Consider the following 17,725-nt stretch of genomic DNA (forward strand, 5'->3'; position numbering starts at 1 on the left):
ATTACAGACCAGGATTATTTTACCCTTACCATTAGAATTGATTTTGCCGGAACAGAAATCTTCAAAGATTCTTTGGACAGCTTAAAATCCTTGAATTCGGTAGGCTTTACTACTTCTTTCTTTTCAAAAGAATTATAAGAATTGATTTCTGGCGCTGTAAGGATGGTAGCTGTAACAGATTTGGCATCCATTCCTCGCAAAAGAACATCCAAATCTATCTTCTTATCCGGATTGATATTGGCAATACTGATATTGACAGTTCCATCTTCTGATTTGGAAGTGGAAACATTCAGCGATTCCATTTTGTCGTCACCAATGCTTAGCTCCTCAGAACTCAAGTGATGGGACAATAGTAACGCGTCCTTATGTGGTTTGTACATATCAAAAACATGATAGGTAGGTGTAAGGATGATCTCATTGTCATTGGTCAGGATAATGGCCTGAAGAACATTGACTGTCTGGGCCAGGTTTGCCATATGGACTCTTTCAGCGTGCTTGTTGAAAATATTGAGAGAAATTGCTGCAACAAATGCATCCCTTAGGGTATTCTGTTGAAATAGAAATCCCGGATTGGTACCTGGTTCCACGTCAAACCAGGTTCCCCATTCGTCAAAGATTATCCCGACTTTTTTTTCAGGATCATATTGATCCATAATATGACCATGCCTGACAATCAATTCCTCAATCTTTGCCGCATTTCTTAAAGTCACTAAATAGGTCGCCTTATCAAAATCAGTTGCAGAGGTTTTGTTCTGCCAAGTACCGGTGATGGTATAATAGTGTATAGAAAGGCCATCCATCATGGAAATTGGAATGTTCTTCATCAACACCTCAGTCCAATTGTAATCAAAGCTATTGGCACCACCAGCAATTTTGTACAACTTATTGGCACCATAATTTCTGGCATAGGTTGCATATCTCTTGTACTCATTGGCGTAATATTCAGCCGTCATGTTGCCTCCACAGCCCCAGTTTTCATTGCCCACTCCCCAATACTTGATATTCCAAGGTTCTTCCTGTCCATTTTTCTTTCTCAGATTCGACATAGGACTGACACCGTCAAAATTGATGTATTCTATCCATTTGGACATTTCTTCTACAGAACCGCTTCCCACATTTCCGGTAATGTAAGGTTCGGCCCCTATCTTTTTTGCAAAATTCAGGAATTCATGTGTGCCAAATGAATTGTCTTCAACCACTCCCCCCCAGTGGGTATTGACCATCATAGGCCGGTCTTTGGGATCTCCGATACCATCAGTCCAATGGTACTCGTCCGCAAAGCAACCTCCCGGCCATCTCAGGTTCGGGATTTCAAGATTTTGGATTGCCTTCATTACATCCAGGCGATAGCCATCTTCATTTGGAATTTCCGAATCAGGTCCTACCCAGATGCCCCCATAAATATTTCTTCCCAAATGTTCTGCAAAATGACCGTAAATGTGTTTGCTGATGGTTGTTTTACCCTGATCAGTGTTTACAATAAGTCTGTTGTTTTGGGCTTTTGACGAAATTGAAATGAGGAAGGTTGATATCACCATTAACCCCAATATGCCAATATGCTTCATGTTTTTATCAAGTTTTATTCAAATATTGAAAATTTAAAAGACATGTCATAAATAATAATTGTGTTTTTTACACGAATTAAGGAATTGGAATAAAACCAAAATACCGAATCATATTTTAATTATTCTGACTGACCCTTCCTGATCTCTTAAATTTAAGGCACTTAATCCTATAATTTTTAATCAATACAAAAAAACTATTTTCAAAAACATTGCTTTTTTCAAATGGTGGTCTCTGAGAAATTCGGATTCAATTGAAACCTTTAATACCATATTAATCCAAGTCGGTATTATCTTGACCAATTTATAAATTCTTTGAAATAAATGAGAACTCTTGAAATTTTTATTACTAAATTAAAGTGTTAATTATACAATTAATAACACGTTCGATTATTCAGTTTCCTAATAACAATTAAATAGAATTTTGATCTCAGTATTAAAAAATTAACCAGATGAAATTAATCAAAAATAAAATCCCCAGTTTATCCATTTCATTACTTTCCTTGATTCTTTTGGTAAATTGTAAAACAGAAGTTGAAGATAAAAGAAAGCAGTTGCCACAACCCATTTCATTGGAGCAGGATTATCCCATCCAACCTGTTTTGTTCACCGCTGTAAAGTTTGAAGATAAATTTTGGTCCAAAAGATTACAAACATCAAAAGATGTAACAATCCCATTTACCTTGGATCAATCCGAGAAATCAGGGAGAATAAAGAACTTTAGGATTGCAGCCGGGCATGAATCCGGAGGATTTTGCTCTGAATATCCATTTGACGATTCTGATGTTTTCAAAATATTGGAAGGTGCCGCCTATGTCCTCATGGTGGAAGCAGATCCTAAATTGGAAGCTAGGGTAGATTCATTGATTGCATTGATAGGTGAGGCACAAGAGGATGATGGATACTTGTATACCAATAGAACAATTCTAAAAGACAAGCCGCATGTTTGGGCCGGTACAAAAAGATGGGAACTCACCCATGACCTCAGTCATGAATTGTATAATCTCGGACATTTGATTGAGGCGGGAGTTGCCCATTATTACGCCACCGGTAAAAGAGGTTTGATAGACATAGCCATCAAAGCTGCTGACCGGGTTTGCGAAGATTTTGGTCCAGATAAGATTGTTTCTTTCCCCGGACATCAGATCATTGAATTGGCTTTGGCCAAATTGTATAGAGCCACAGGAGATGAAAAATATTTGACAACTTCTGAATTTCTTTTGGAATCCAGAAACAATGGTTCAGAATATAGCCAATCACATATTCCTGTGACCCAGCAAAGAGAAGCTGTAGGACATGCTGTAAGGGGAGTCTACATGTATGCAGGAATGGCTGATATTGCGGCCCTAAGAAACAACCAAGAATATATAGATGCCATCAATTCCATCTGGGAAGATGTGGTAACCAAGAAAATGTATATCACGGGTGGAATTGGCTCAACAGGTCATGGGGAGGCATTTGGGGCTCCTTATGAATTACCAAATATGTCTGCCTACTGTGAGACCTGTGCATCAATCGGAAACGTGTATTGGAACCATCGCCTGTTTATGCTTCATGGAGATGCTAAATACTATGATGTATTGGAGCGCTCACTTTACAATGGCTTATTATCCGGTGTAGGAATGAGCGGAGACCTGTTTTTTTATCCTAACCCATTGGAATCACATGGGCAACATGAGCGAAGTCCTTGGTTTGGATGTGCTTGCTGCCCTTCCAATGTCGCCAGATTTGTTCCTTCTGTTCCGAGCTATTTTTATGCGCAAAAAGATGATGAGCTGTTTATAAACTTATTTGCTTCCGGGACAGCAGAAATCAATATCCAAAACAATCCTGTTCAAATCCGACAAGAAACAGAATACCCATGGGAAGGAAAAATTCTTGTGGATGTCTCTCCGGAAAAATCTGAGGAATTCAAAATCAAACTCAGGATTCCGGGTTGGTCAAACAATACCGTTACTCCTGGTGACCTGTATACTTTTGTAGACCAAGCAGAGGAAAAAGTAACCTTAAAAGTAAACGGAAAAGATATGGATATTCAAATGGAAAAAGGTTTTGCTGTGATCCAACGCAAATGGAAAAAAGGGGACAAAATAGAATTAAACCTTCCTATGCCGGTCCGAAGAATTAAGTCTCATGAAAATGTTGTTTCGAATAAAGACAAAATTGCTATCCAAAGAGGTCCATTGGTATATGCCGCAGAATGGACGGACCAGGAAGATAAAAAAGTTCTAAACTTGGTGTTAAACGAAGGCCAGCATTTGGAGGCTAAAGCCAATCCTACATTACTGGGCGGAGTCTACACTATTCATGGAAATGTCAAAGGAATGACAATCAATGAAGATCAAAATCTTGTGGCCAATGACAAATCCCTAACGCTGATTCCATATTACGCATGGGCACATAGAGGACCCGGAGAAATGATGGTTTGGATTCCTACCAAGGAAGAAAATGCCAAGCCTACAAAAAGCCCGACTATTGCATCCAAAAGTAAGGTATCAGGATCACACATCACCAAAGCAATACAGGCTATCAATGATCAAATGGAACCTGAAAATTCCAATGATAAATCAATCATTTTTTATCATTGGTGGCCCAAGAAAAATACAGTAGAATGGTTACAGTATGATTTTGAAAAATCAGCTTCTGTCAGTGAAGCTTCAGTATATTGGTTTGATGATGGACCCTTTGGCGGGACAAGAATTCCTGCGGGATGGAGGATTCTTTATAAAGATGGAAATGATTGGAAACCTGTCAAAGCCAGCACCAAATATGAAATTGATACCGATAGGTTCTGTAGTGTAAGTTTCGATCCTGTAGAAACAACAGCCCTGAGATTGGAAGTCAGCTTACCCAAAGACCATGCAAGCGGGGTGATGGAATGGAAAGTGAAATAGGTTGATTTATATCAAACAAATTCTATTTCAATACAAGAATAAAAAAGCCATGCAGAAGATTTCTACATGGCTTTTTCTATGCTAATAAAGTTCTCAGCTTAAATTATCTATTTCAAAGTTACATCCAGATAGACAGAATGTCTGCCGTAAGTTTCATAGAAGGGTTTAAACACTATATCATCTATAGTAAATTGTAATTGCTTTGAATCACCTTTGATTGACCTTCCTAAATCTTCAGCATCTAGCGTAACTTTGCGCCATTCTTTTCTGGCATCCGTTTCCTGCGCTGCCAACAAAACCGGGCCATAAAATAAACTGGCTATGTTTGGTTGATCCATAACCGGATCCAAGTAAAAGTGAAAAGGCATTTTCAATTCAATGGTGTCACCATCTTTCCAGTTTCTCTTTATTTTGAGATAACTTCCAGGCTTGGCTTCTATTTTTTCATCCTTGCCGTTTATGGTGACGAAAAATCCTTTTTGGGCCCAAGAGGGTACCCTTACATGAAGGTCAAATTTACCATTTCCACTTACAGTGAGCGTTGTATGGTCCTCTTTAGGATAATTGGTGGTCTGCTTCAGGGTAATACCTTTTTCCTCCCAGTTTAGTGTTGAGGGAATAAACAGGTTGACAAATAGCGCATCGTTTTCGAGACTTTTAAAGTAAATGGAATTCTGGAGTTTGGTACTGCTTTCTATGGCCGTCCCATTACAACAAGTAAAGCCGGTCATTTTTGGATTTCCAAAATGCTTGATTGATCCCGGTCTTAGCGGGACATGATAGGTATTGGCTGGACTGTCCTCTGCTACAGATGCGAGGATATGGTTGAACAAACCTCTTTCATAATAATCCATGTACTCTGCCCGCTGATCGAATAAAAATAAATTACCAGTCAATTTAAGCATATTGTAGGTGGCACAGGTTTCATTCTGGCCTCCTGTTGAAAATCCATTCTCATAAAGCGTTGCCGGTTCGCCAACAAAACATTCCGCATTGGCAGGATTTCTGGCACCAGCTACTCCTCCTATACTGTACATGTAATCATTGACGGCTTTATACCAGAAATTGTCGGCTACTTTAAAATAGTCCTCCTTATTGGATACTTTATACATTTCCAGACTACCTACTATCTGAGGAATATGTTGGTTGGCATGTAATCCTCGGAAGGTGTCTACATTTTTGGCCAGTCCGTGAGAGTGATCCGCATCTCCAAAAAACATCTGAATATTGTCAAACAGCTGAGCTCCTTTCAGATACTTTGGGTCCTTGGTGATATCATATAGCGCCGCCATGGTTTCATTCATACCGCCAAACTCTCCTGCAATGTAAGTATTCCACATTTTGATCAGAGTCTCCTGCGGCAAAGCATCTAACCTTGCATACACCCAATCGCCCATGCCAACAGCTATCTCCAAAGCCTTTTTATTACCACTTACTTTGTAGACATCAATCAGTCCAGCGAGGATTTTGTGTAAAGTATAATACGGAGCCCAAATCTGGTTTTTCTGTCCTCCATATTTAGCGCCATTTTCCAGCATGATAAACTGGTCGGGAGGATATGCACTGATATAGCCTTTGCCCCAATTCCAGTAATCACTGCGAATACCTTCATCGCTTAAATCAGAATCAAATTCAGACTTTCCTGGCCCTCTAGGCACCTGAGTAGGGTCAGCAACATGGGATACTGAACCAGAGTTTGGCTTACCTGATAATTGGGCCAATTCATAAAGGCTGTTTACCATATAGTTCATTTTATTTAAAAAATTCTGCTGTAACTCTTTATCATAACCTGTTCCTGCATAAGCCTGGGCTATTGCGGTTAAATAATGACCTGTAGCATGTCCTCTTAATTTGGTTTCCTGACTATCCCATACACCCAAAGGTTTTGCGCCTTCCGGTTGCGTTTGGTTAAAGGCGTGCCGGAACATGTACAGAAAAGAATTAGGGTCCGTCTCTGCCAAGGTTAAAACAAACTTATCTCTGTTTTCCATAAATTTTGTTTCATGACTGTCCCCATCTGTATCCAGGCTTACCTGATGCAGGGCAAAAGGCTCCAATTTCAATGAAGGAGCAGCACTTTTGCTACTTTCTTTAACCACCACTTTGGCTTTGGGCTGCAATTGGGTACCGGGTACCATACCTGTAATGGTATAAGAACCCGCTTGAAGCACTTCATTGTTATCTTTTGGTGCAGGCCAAATTACCCTGACCCTAGGACCATCTAAATTGTTTTGATAAACACCTTGGACATGCGTGGGTAATCTTGGTAAATTCCCGACTTCTGTTTCCACTTCTACGTTGTCCACTCCCTGCAGAAAAGCATTGTAAAGCTGGGCAGTGTTTTTTGAAAATACAGGTAAATCATCTTCTGCTTTTTTTGAAGTTGGAACATCTACGTTTACATTCCGAAAAGCATTGAAATATATTCCTGCAATTTGCTTACTGTTTAAGGGTACCCTGTAAAATCTTAAATCATGTAACATGACATCCAAATAATTGGCTTCGGATAGTAAAGATCTCCCAATGAAAAACTGAAGATCTCTACTATTTTCTTTACCGAGGATTTCTGAAAGTTCAGTGTCAAGGGCAATGGATTTACCCACCTGTTTGCTATCAACAAAACAAGTCAGAGATTTAGAAGGCACATCAAATACTATGGTCAGGTGAACCCATATATTGGTGGGCAGTTCCTGCGCTGACAGCTTTTTCTCTTTGCCGTTCTGGGTTTGCATCGTTATCTGCAAACTTTCACTTTCCCCTGAACCAAAAGGTAAAACTCCAATTCGGTTCTTTTCCCCTGTTCCCAAATCAAATAAGTATTGGCCTGGTTGCTTGGTTCTTAGATAAACCCATGCTGAAATACTGAGAGATTCTACATTTTGAAATGCTTCCTTTGGAATAGTTATAAATTCATTTTTTCCCCCTGAAAGTGACAGCACTTTCTCAAATCTCTCATCCTTAATAAATCCCGATTTGGTGGCTTTATGAATTGCATGAAGATTATTTCTGGACCAGTCTCTGACGTCACCGTTGAAAATATACCTAGCTATCAGGTCAGTTTCACCGATTCCATCCAGAATTTGATCTCCGCTTTGGGCATGGACTTTATCCCATGTGAATTGAAGGGAAACCAACAGCAAAGCTGCTTTAATTATAAATTTGTTAATTTTCTTATTCATGACTATCCCTTAGTTTAATTCCAAGAAGGAGGTTCTACCCCCAAAAGATTTTTTACAAAGAAGTCTCTCCGTTTCTTTTCCCCATAAGCCCCTCCTGAACTATGTCCCATTCCAGGGATGAAAATCATATCAAAATTCTTCATTTCCTTGATCAAGGCATCGGCAAATTGAAGCGTGGATGCAGGATCAACGTTGTCGTCCAATTCGCCAACAATCAAAAGTAACTTTCCCTGTAATTTGGAAGCATTGGCTGTATTGGAACATTCCTCATAATGTGAACCTATCGGGTATCCCATCCATTGCTCATTCCACCAGATTTTGTCCATCCTATTGTCATGACAACCGCAGGAAGAAACAGCCACCTTATAAAAATCATTGTGGAAAATCAAAGCCCCAGCTGAACTTTGGCCTCCTGCAGAGGTACCAAAAATGCCTACATTTTCAATATCCATATACGACCTGGTTTGGGCTGCTGCCTGAAGCCATTTTATCCTATCGGGAAATCCAGCGTCTTTCAGGTTTTTCCAAGCTACATCATGAAAAGCTTTGGACCTGTTGGAAGTACCCATGCCATCTATTTGAACAACAATGAATCCGAGTTCAGCAATTTCATTCAATCCCGCATAATTTGGTCTAAACCCTTTGGGAACATGAGAACTGTGGGGGCCTGCATAAATATATTCTATCACCGGATATTTCTTTGAAGGGTCAAAATTTGTCGGCTTGATGATCAATCCCCAAATGTCTGTTTGCGAGTCCCTTCCTTTGGCATGGAAAATCTCAGGTTCTTTCCATCCTGCTGCATAAAGTAAATTAACTTCTGCCTTTTCTATGGTAAACAAATCTTTTGGTTTGGAATCAAAAGCAACCAATTTGGATACTGTTGGCAAATCCTGTCTGGAATAAGTATCGATGTAGTATTTATAGTCCGGCGAAAATGTGATGGTATGATTGGCATTCTCTTTAGTCAAAACCTTCATGCCCGACCCATCGAAATTGACCGAACAAAGATGTAAATGATAGGGGTCTTCATCTTTGTTCAGACCACTTCCATAAAATATCAGTTTTCTTTTTTCTTCATCAACATGGATCACATTTCTCACCACCCAATCCCCTTTGGTGATTTGATTGATCACATTCCCTGTATTACCGTCTATTAGATAAAGATGCCTCCAACCGTCTCTTTCGGAAGACCAGATAATTTCCTTGCCATCAGCGATGTCCTTACGGTAATATTTCCCACTGTAATCAATAAAGGTTTTGCTTGTCTCATTGATTAAAACCCGGGCTTTAGGCTGAATAGCATTTACCTCAATGACACTATACTTTTGATGACCTCTTTCATTGTACTCAAAAGTAAAAGCTCTGCTATCTTCTCTCCAAGAAATTCGAGAGATGGAAAATTGTTCAGGAATCAAAGCGCTTTCGACAGCATATGACACCTCCTTTTCCAAATCCAATAGCACCGGTGTTTTGATTGGCAGGGCATCTCCCGGCTTTACATAATCCCTTTCTTGTAATAGAGGTTGAAACTGGTTTTTTGGTGCGGATTCAATCAAAGTCAGCTTACGTACCTCCGCCGGTCTTACTTTCAATACCGCTAATTTCTTATTGTCAGGAGACCAAACGATGTCAGCAGCGTAATAATGTCCGGGCACACCTTCAAAAGTGACTTGCTTTTCAACATCTCCGTTTTTTATAAAAATGTTATTGTCTTTAATAAAAGCACTTTGTGATTTATCTGGTGAATTTACCGGATCACCTGCCCTATCATCTCTTCTTTGTCCCCAATAACCCCTGTCTCGAATCGGAATTTCTTTGATTTTTTCCAAAATACTTTCCTCAATTTTATATTGCCACTCGGCATTATCAAATATCAAAACCAATTGATTTTTAGTGGGATCAAAACTTCTGATATTTAAATCCAATTCATAAGGTTTTAATATTTTACCACTGATCTTAGAAATCTCTCTTGCCAGCTTTTCATGGTCAAACATTACTTTTTTTTCACCTGATTTTGCTTCAAATTTCCAGTATTCCCTTCCCTTCGAAGTTTGCATAGAATACCAAAAAGAACTTCCATCATCGGCCCAGGTAAATGAGTTTGGGGCATAATAAACTTTTTGGGCCTCTGCTTTAATTTTTTCCGCCCTTTGGTAATCTTCTAAAGTACCTTGGGCCAAAGATTCATTGTAAATAAGCGAGAATATGAAAAAGCAAAAACAGATGATTTTTGATTTCAATTTTATCCGTCTTTCCATATTGTTTGATTTTTGAATTGAATAAAAAAAGGATACCCGACAAATTCAATTGCCGGGTATCTTTTGTGAATTATTTTACAAATTAATTATAGCCCGGGTTTTGAGTTAAGTTTGGATTGGCTTCGATAGCTGATTGGGGAATTGGGAATATTGTCCTATGGTCACCATTAGGTCTATGGCTAAACCAGGATTTTCTTGTGTACACTCCAAATCTAATCAAATCCTGTCTTCTGTGAAATTCTGCTGCAAATTCATATCCAAGTTCATCAAGGAATCTACCAAATGGAATATCTGCTCCACCCTCTAAATCTGTGATCACGCCACTTTGGTAATTCCCATATTGATATCTACTTCCTGAAGTGAGTTCATCAGCTGTTACAACAGCATCTTGAGGATTATCAAATGCCCTGGTTCTTACTTCAGTCACGATCTGTGCAGCTTGGGCTGCATTCCCGGTTCTCAAAAGACATTCTGCTTTGATCATCAATGCATCTGCATATCTGAACAATGGGACATCATTACTCAAGGGGCCCACTGTACCTATGGCAATTTCATATTTCCCAACTCTATATCCTTCATATTCTCTTGTACCATCAATACTACCCATGAAATTTTGATAGTTCAATTGTACATCACGGATAGAAGGATCCATAGAATTGAAAATTGGCTGACCTGATGAAGAGAATTGAGGGCCTCTAATCCAAATATTGAATCTGTCATCCCCTTCTTCATAAGTATCAACAAATTGCGGGATAGCACCACTACCTCCCCATGGTGCTGAACCAAGGTTATATGTTGCAGAACTGGCCGGATGCAATGTTTTCCAGTGATAGTGAAACCATCCGGCCCTTGTTGTATCGAAAATAACCGAAAATATCTGTTCTCTAGAGCCCTGATTCTGAGTGATAAAATTATTATGATAATTGGGTTCCAATTGGTACAAACCAGAATTGATTATATCATCTACCTGTGCAAGCGCTTCTTGGTATTTAGCTTGACCTATGTAAACCTCTGCATTGAGATAAATCTTTGCCAATATCATCTTAGCTGCCCATTTATTCATTTTACCATATACCTTGGTTTCAGAAATGATCGGCATGACTTCTAAAAGTTCTTTTTCAATGAAATCAAAGACTTGTCTTCTTGAAGATTGCGTCGGCAAAGTACCGATATTAGCCAAATCAGCTTCAGTTACTATAGGAACATTTCCAAAAGCATCCATCAACAAGTAATAATATAGCGCTCTCAAAGCCCTCAATTCACTTATCAATGCCACAATCTCGGGACCTTCCAACCTTGAATAATTCAAAAGTCCATTATTCAAGACATTAAGTGCCCCGTAGACTCTGTTCCAAAGACCATTTGGTTGAGACTGAAATGCATTCCAGGTGTGCATGTGAAGATTTCGGTAAGTACCCCCATCTACCCAGCCATTAGGTCTTGCCGGAGTTACTATGGCGTCAGAACTTTCCTCTGTCAAATCAAAATATCCATGCCATCCATAGAGAACATCCGTCAACCTGGTGTAAACGGGAGCTGTCAAAGCATTCAGGGTTTGGATGTCACTTCCAAGATCATCTTCAATCAGTACGTTATAAGGCCTTTCCGATAAATCTGTACATGAGACTAAAATCAGCGCAAATATGCCAATGACGTTTTTAAATATATTTAATAGCTTTTTCATATTTGTATTAATTTAAAATCTTAGATCTGTTCCAATTGTGAAAATCCTAAGTGTTGGGAATTTGTCACGCCCATCATTACCGGGAGCAAGCCCAGACCTTGGTACTTCAGGATCAAGTCCTTGGTAATTGGTGAAGGTAAATAAATTGGAACCTGCAACATATACCCTTGCACTTGTGAAGAACTTTGATGTTTCTGTAGGGAAATTATATCCAACTGAAACGTTATCAATTTTCCAGAAATCACCGTTTTCAATGTAATGACTCACATAAGACTGAGGACTCCTCAATATCTGCCCGTCAATGGGATCAAAAGAAGAATTCAATCTGTTATATACGATTCCGGGGTTTTCATAAAACATCCTTTGGAAGTTGAGAATCTGGTAATCAAATGCTCCCCTCATAGTGACATTGATGTCGAATTTATCAATCCTGATATAGTTATTGAAATTAAGAAAGTATCTGGGCATGCCGTTTCCTAAAATCTGTCTGTCATCCGGATTGGCATCCAATATGGATTTGACTTCTCCATCTTGACCCTCAATCAACCAAGTTCCATTTCTGGTTGGATCAGAGGAATCATTAACGACTCCCACACTTTTGAATCCGAAGAACGAACCGATTGGTTGCCCCTCTTCTACCTTATGCGTACTCAATTGAATAGGGTCACCTGTGCCTCCTGTGAAGAAGAAATTATTTCTTAATTGAAATTCCTCACTGGATAAGCTAGTCAATTCATTTGTATTCATACTGAAATTGACATTTGCTTTCCATTCAATTTTATCTTTTCTGATAAGATCAGAATTAAATGTGACTTCCATTCCGGAATTCCGCATTGCGGCTGCATTTGCCAATGTAGTACCAACCAAATTAGGTGGAACAGGTACCGGGTAACTGTAGACCAAATTTTGTAAGGTTCTGTCATAATAATCTATGGAGCCGCTAAGCTTATTTTTCCAAAGATTGAAATCAAAACCGATGTTATATTCGATGTTGGTTTCCCACCCCAAATTAGGATTTGGGTTTGCCACCGGATTCAGAACACTCACCCAATTCTGTCCGTCAAAATAAAACTGGGTTGGGCTATAAGCATATCTGGTCAACGATTCGTACGGGTTGGTAGAAACTGACCCTGTCTCGCCATAACCAACCCTGAACTTAAGGAAATCAACTGTCGAGGAGCTTTTTAGAAAGCCTTCATTACTAATTGTCCAGCCTGCTGAAATGGCAGGAAATAACCCCCATTTTTGATTTGTACCAAATCTTGAAGACCCTTCGTATCTTAAGCTTCCCAGAAAATTATATTTATCCTTAAATCCATATCCTGCACGGGCAAAAAATCCAATCAGCTTCCAATCTGAAAATGAAGAATTGGCAAACGTTCCAGGTAATCCTTCTCTCAAAGCTGTGCCCTGTTGAATATTTCTGAAGGAGAAAACATCTGATGGAAAATTAAAGTTACTGATTGCCATACCAGTATTGGTCCAGTCAATATAGCTGTAACCAATCATACCATGAACCCTATGGTCACCTATGATTTTTTGATAATCAGCTGTTAAATCAAGGAAATTTTCGACTGTTTGAGAATTGCTCACATTGGCAACCCCATTTCTGTTATCTCTGATGGTGGAGATATGGTTTCGTCCCTGATAACTCCCAAAATCATTTTTGGTGCGGTGTTGGGAGCCAACTACTTTTAGTTCAAGCTCTGGAACAGGAAAATAAGAAGCCGAACCTGTCAACCAAGTCCAATCATTTACATTTTTGTAGTCTTGCTCATTGATCAAGGCCAAAGGGTTTTCATACTGAAACTGCTCTGGCCTTTCTTGGTATCTGCCATCATCATTAAATACCCTATCAGTTGGATTTCTGATCAGTGCCTGACGGTAGGTCCAGCCATTAAATCTCGCGTCAATATTCTGAATCCCTCGTAAAACATTCATGTTTACCTTGACCTTGTTATTGACGAAAAATTGCGTAAGATCCATTCTAAACTTAAACTCCTCATTTCCAGAACCATAAAATGCGCCCAACTCATTCTGATAACTCATATTGGCTACATACTTGGTCTGTTCAGTTCCACCCCTTAAGGAAACATTATGAAAGTGGTTGAACGGGATATCCCTTGTGATTTCTCCCAACCAATCAGTATCCCCCCCTAAATCATTGGAGGAGTCAATTAATCCTTGATCGATAAATCCTCTCATGTCTGAAGCGGACATAAAATCAGCCGTTCGCACGAAATTACTTGTGGACATAAAATTTGAATATTCAACTGTTGGCTTACCTGATTTACCCTGTTTTGTGGTGATTAAAATAACACCGTTCTTGCCTCTTGCTCCATAAATTGCAGCAGCAGAAGCATCTTTAAGGACTTCGACAGATTCAATATCCATCGGAGAAATAACATTCAAACTTCCTGGATATCCATCAATTAAAACTAATGGCTCTGAGGACCCAAATACCGATGTTATACCTCTCAATGAAATTTCAGGCCCCGCAGCAGGATCCCCGGTCGGAGTACTGATAGCTAATCCCGCTACTTTACCCCGGAGCAATTCTCCTGCATTTCTGACAGCTCCTGTGATAAATTCTTCAGGTTTGACCTGAGCAACCGCTGAAGTGATGTCCCCTTTCCTCATGGTACCATAACCCACTACTACTACCTCTTGCATGGCGGTGAGATCAAGTTCCATTGACAAGTTGATAACCGAAGCATTGGTCACAGCAACTTCTTGCGTTTTGAAACCGATAAAACTGAAAACCAAAACGGCTCCCTCATCAGGCACTGTTATGGAAAATGCACCATCAATATCCGTTGCTGTTCCTCTTGTGGTTCCTTTAAGAAGAATACTGACACCTGGCATGGGGAAACCATCATCAGCTGAAGTAACCACTCCTCCTATTGTTCTATCAAAATCCCTTGCAAAAGATTCGCTAATCAGGGAATTTGAACCAGATTCATTTGGACCTGAATTTGCCGCCCATACTGAAATGGTAGGCCCAGCCCCTATTAGCCCCACTGTTGCCAGCATGCTAATTAATTTGGTAAAATGTTTCATAAGCATTTCGGTTAAATGATGTTGTAGTTATTTGAGATACCTTCATAATTCTAAATCACAGAAGTGATTAATTAGAAAATGAACTTTATAAATGTACAAAAAACACTTATGAGGAAATTATACAAAAATGATTAATACTAATACTATATTGACTAAAATGATTATTCAAATAATTTAAAAAAACAAAAAGCTACTTCAATGTAGCTTTTTGTTTTTTTCCAAGGATTAAAGAATCACTTTTTAAGCCTTATTGTTAAATTTTCGTTTTTTAATTCAACAACATAAGCACCGTTTTGAATCGGAAATTGGGTATCAGGTTTATAAATATTTCCGATCTTGTCATTTTGTCTTAGGTATACCTTATCAACAAAAGAAGACTTTGGTGAAAAAATCAATTCAATTTCTTTGGTTTTGGTATTGTAATGCACACGCTCAAAAGTCCCGGCGTCCAGTTCTAACAGCATTTTTTCAGGGCCTATCCAAACAGCTGACCTAGAAGCATTCTTGATTTCAAATTTGACCCAGTCCTTTTCCACTTTCACATTTCCTCCAAATCCTACCCATCCTAATTCATCATCCAAAACAAGATAACTTCTTGAGTTTACCGCGTAACCAAAAAAACCTGAACCATAATCTCCTGAATAGCCATCAATTTTTAAGGTATTGGGAAATGAATGGAATGCAGCTGGTCCAAAACCTTTTTGGGTGATATTTGAAATACCTCCCAAAACACCTCCATAACCCACTCTCAATAAATAAAGATCTTCTGGATTTTTGTGATAAGCACTCAAAACAGGAATGGAATTCAAAGCCGATCCATAATGATGCAATTGCCTTTCGATTCTTCTTAACTTCCCTCCATATACAAAATCCCAGTATCTTCTTGCACTGCCATTGTAACCCCAATGTGGAACAGTTGGCATATATGCCAAGATCGCATTCAAGGTAACTTCGGATTTTTCATGGAACCCAAAATAATCTGACCACATATACACTTCTTCCTGACCTGTAGAATCCCAGGGCATCTCACTGCCGAAGGGATAGGATAATGCAGCCCAAACATCAGTTCTCTTTTTCATCAATTCTTCTAAGTCGCCTGCCATTTTATTCATACCCTCCCTTTGAAGATCTTTTAAAATCATTAAAAAAATGGTGCCTTCCATTTGACCATATTGGGCATAATGGGGAGCCTGTTCCACCATTGCTACAGCTGTGTGATATGCATTTTCTAAATACCAATCCCAAGGTTTTTGATCAACAAGGTTTTTGTGATACCTGGACAACCTGTACATTACCCAATGGGCTGCTGCCACGTGTGGGTAATTGTAAGATCTAACTGTTGATTCGGCTTGTTCTTGGTCCCATGCAGCCCAAGTACTGTAATTGACATCTTTACTATAAGTACCCTCAGGAAATTTTTCAGGTTCATAATAGAACATGCTTTTTCTTACACCATATTTTTTGGGCCCTTCGCTATATTGTATTCCTCCCCAAAGTGTCTCATGATAAAAAACGGAAAGTTTTTCCATTTCGCCTTTTTCAGGATTTACCACCTGTTTCATCATTGCCGCAAGCCAAGAACCTGCTCCTGCTTCATCACTTAGGCCAGGAATCCATGCCCTGTTGTCTTCCAGAACTTGGGCATTTTCCTCAATATCATATGAAATTACTGATTGATGCCTTCCAAATAAATCTTGATCATTTTCATACCATTGTTCATGGGTCAAAAACCTACCAAAATCAGCAATTACATCTGTTTCAGCTTTGATGACATTATAATGAATGGTTTGTTTTTCGCCATTTTCGTATTCTATGGTTAGCCTACTTCTACCCCAAGATTTCCCATTTACCTGAAATTCTGTCCATTTCCCTGATTTACTTTTCCCTACCTTATTAATTTCAATACCATTCTCAGGCTCAACAAACATTTCTTTGATAGCACTTGGAGAATTTAAAAATAACTTTCCTTCAACATCCATTGGAATTACATACCCTGGTATACCAACAGCAACGGGCCTATGATGCGAGATCAAAGTTTTTTCAATTCCCTTCACATCTTCTGCCAGTACAAATTTAAAAGATACCGACCTTTTTGCCCCAGGTTCAAGATGAATAGATGTCGGGCTATTCCATGGTGTTACATTTTCCCATTCTGTTTCAGCAAGTGCCTTGCTATGCACTACCCAATCATGAAAACCTTCAAACGTGATACTTCTTGGAGTAAGATCATCCAAAAGGGGATTATAAGCTTCAAATCCGGCATTTTCATCAGGCAATACCAATAAAACAGGTCCTTTTCCGCTCAATCTTACGACCTGAAGATATCCTGCATCTTGGCCAATGTATGGATCATAAAAAACTTTTTGAAGGTGAGCTTCTTCTAGATTTTTGCGGTGAAGAATATTATCAAACACCATGGGAAAACCCAAATAACCAATTTCCACATCAGATTGGCTTTTATTGACAATTTCAAATCTCATAGAAAGCAGTCCATCCTTGTCCTCCCAAAACCTCCTGATTTCAACAGGCAGATCATCTCCTAGAGTAGGATTTAATATGGAACCTGAAAGATATTCTCTTGATTGCACCAAAGGATTGACTGATCTGCGTTCTTTGGCGGTAGAAAATTTTATCCAATCCTTTTCATTTTTGTTTCTAAGCATGATATTTACATCACCCAAATGATATAGACTATCTCTACTTCTGATTTCCAGCAATTCGGAGGGGACAAAATCAAAAGCTAAATCGGCATTTGGTCTCAATTCCGCTACAGTCTGAGATTCATCCAGGATTTTCAATCTCAAGCCCCCTACATTGAACTCAGTTTGATTTGCCACATTCAAAGTCTGGTTTCTGTTTTCAATCCTTGACCATATATTTTGGCTTCTTGATTGAAAAACAACAATCAATAACAAAGAAAGTGAAAGAAAAGCTGACCTATGTGCGGACTTTAGAAAGAAGTCTGATCTGAATTTCATTTAAATTTTATTTTAACTTGTAAAGAATACTGTTGACAGATATTTACAAACGTACAATAAACACTTAAAATAAATCTGCCTTCAATTAACCGATACTGATACTATAT

7 protein-coding genes and 1 pseudogene are annotated in these 17,725 nt (G+C 39.0%); 1 reads left to right on the forward strand and 7 read right to left on the reverse strand.

Features of this window, described 5'->3' with window-relative positions; all coding sequences use genetic code 11:
- Positions 1-14: 14 nt before the first annotated feature.
- Positions 15-1,565, reverse strand: a complete 1,551-nt coding sequence (locus tag B9A52_RS20840; protein ID WP_084122429.1) for an alpha-N-arabinofuranosidase — start codon at positions 1,563-1,565, stop codon at positions 15-17.
- A 449-nt stretch (positions 1,566-2,014) separates the two neighbouring features.
- Between B9A52_RS20840 and B9A52_RS20845 the strand changes: the two genes are divergently transcribed.
- The gene (locus tag B9A52_RS20845; protein WP_084122431.1) at positions 2,015-4,456 is read left to right on the forward strand and encodes a glycoside hydrolase family 127 protein; all 2,442 of its coding nucleotides are present in this window, start codon (positions 2,015-2,017) and stop codon (positions 4,454-4,456) included.
- A 107-nt stretch (positions 4,457-4,563) separates the two neighbouring features.
- Here B9A52_RS20845 and B9A52_RS20850 read toward each other — a convergent pair whose 3' ends face one another.
- The 6 genes and pseudogenes from B9A52_RS20850 to B9A52_RS20870 all read right to left on the reverse strand — a co-directional run bounded on the left by B9A52_RS20850 (position 4,564) and on the right by B9A52_RS20870 (position 17,618).
- The gene (locus B9A52_RS20850) at positions 4,564-7,635 is read right to left on the reverse strand and encodes a beta-L-arabinofuranosidase domain-containing protein (protein WP_084122433.1); all 3,072 of its coding nucleotides are present in this window, start codon (positions 7,633-7,635) and stop codon (positions 4,564-4,566) included.
- 14 nt (positions 7,636-7,649) lie between these two features.
- On the reverse strand, positions 7,650-9,896 hold the full coding sequence (locus tag B9A52_RS20855; RefSeq protein WP_084122435.1) for a S9 family peptidase: 2,247 nt from the start codon (positions 9,894-9,896) through the stop codon (positions 7,650-7,652).
- 82 nt (positions 9,897-9,978) lie between these two features.
- Positions 9,979-10,938: a RagB/SusD family nutrient uptake outer membrane protein gene (locus B9A52_RS26595; RefSeq protein ID WP_394334899.1), complete on the reverse strand. Its 960-nt coding sequence runs from the start codon at positions 10,936-10,938 to the stop codon at positions 9,979-9,981.
- Positions 10,927-11,580: pseudogene (locus B9A52_RS26600) on the reverse strand (RagB/SusD family nutrient uptake outer membrane protein); the annotation flags it as partial. The gene B9A52_RS26595 and the pseudogene B9A52_RS26600, both read right to left, overlap by 12 nt.
- Positions 11,581-11,592: 12 nt before the next feature.
- Entirely contained in the window at positions 11,593-14,640 is a 3,048-nt protein-coding gene (locus B9A52_RS20865) for a SusC/RagA family TonB-linked outer membrane protein (RefSeq protein WP_172805255.1), read from the reverse strand.
- Between the two features lie 233 nt (positions 14,641-14,873).
- Positions 14,874-17,618 carry a DUF5695 domain-containing protein gene (locus tag B9A52_RS20870; protein ID WP_084122440.1) on the reverse strand — a complete coding sequence of 915 codons (2,745 nt, stop codon included), beginning with the start codon at positions 17,616-17,618 and terminating at the stop codon, positions 14,874-14,876.
- Positions 17,619-17,725 lie beyond the last annotated feature (107 nt).

It is taken from the genome of Aquiflexum balticum DSM 16537, from assembly GCF_900176595.1.
Taxonomy (GTDB): domain Bacteria; phylum Bacteroidota; class Bacteroidia; order Cytophagales; family Cyclobacteriaceae; genus Aquiflexum; species Aquiflexum balticum.

Excerpts from the sequence above, each read along its gene's own strand:
- B9A52_RS20840 (WP_084122429.1), bottom strand. The coding sequence starts at position 1,565 with ATGAAGCATATTGGCATATTGGGGTTAATGGTGATATCAACCTTCCTC.
- B9A52_RS20845 (WP_084122431.1), top strand. The coding sequence starts at position 2,015 with ATGAAATTAATCAAAAATAAAATCCCCAGTTTATCCATTTCATTACTT.
- B9A52_RS20850 (WP_084122433.1), bottom strand. The coding sequence starts at position 7,635 with ATGAATAAGAAAATTAACAAATTTATAATTAAAGCAGCTTTGCTGTTG.
- B9A52_RS20855 (WP_084122435.1), bottom strand. The coding sequence starts at position 9,896 with ATGGAAAGACGGATAAAATTGAAATCAAAAATCATCTGTTTTTGCTTT.
- B9A52_RS26595 (WP_394334899.1), bottom strand. The coding sequence starts at position 10,938 with ATGATATTGGCAAAGATTTATCTCAATGCAGAGGTTTACATAGGTCAA.
- B9A52_RS20865 (WP_172805255.1), bottom strand. The coding sequence starts at position 14,640 with ATGAAACATTTTACCAAATTAATTAGCATGCTGGCAACAGTGGGGCTA.
- B9A52_RS20870 (WP_084122440.1), bottom strand. The coding sequence starts at position 17,618 with ATGAAATTCAGATCAGACTTCTTTCTAAAGTCCGCACATAGGTCAGCT.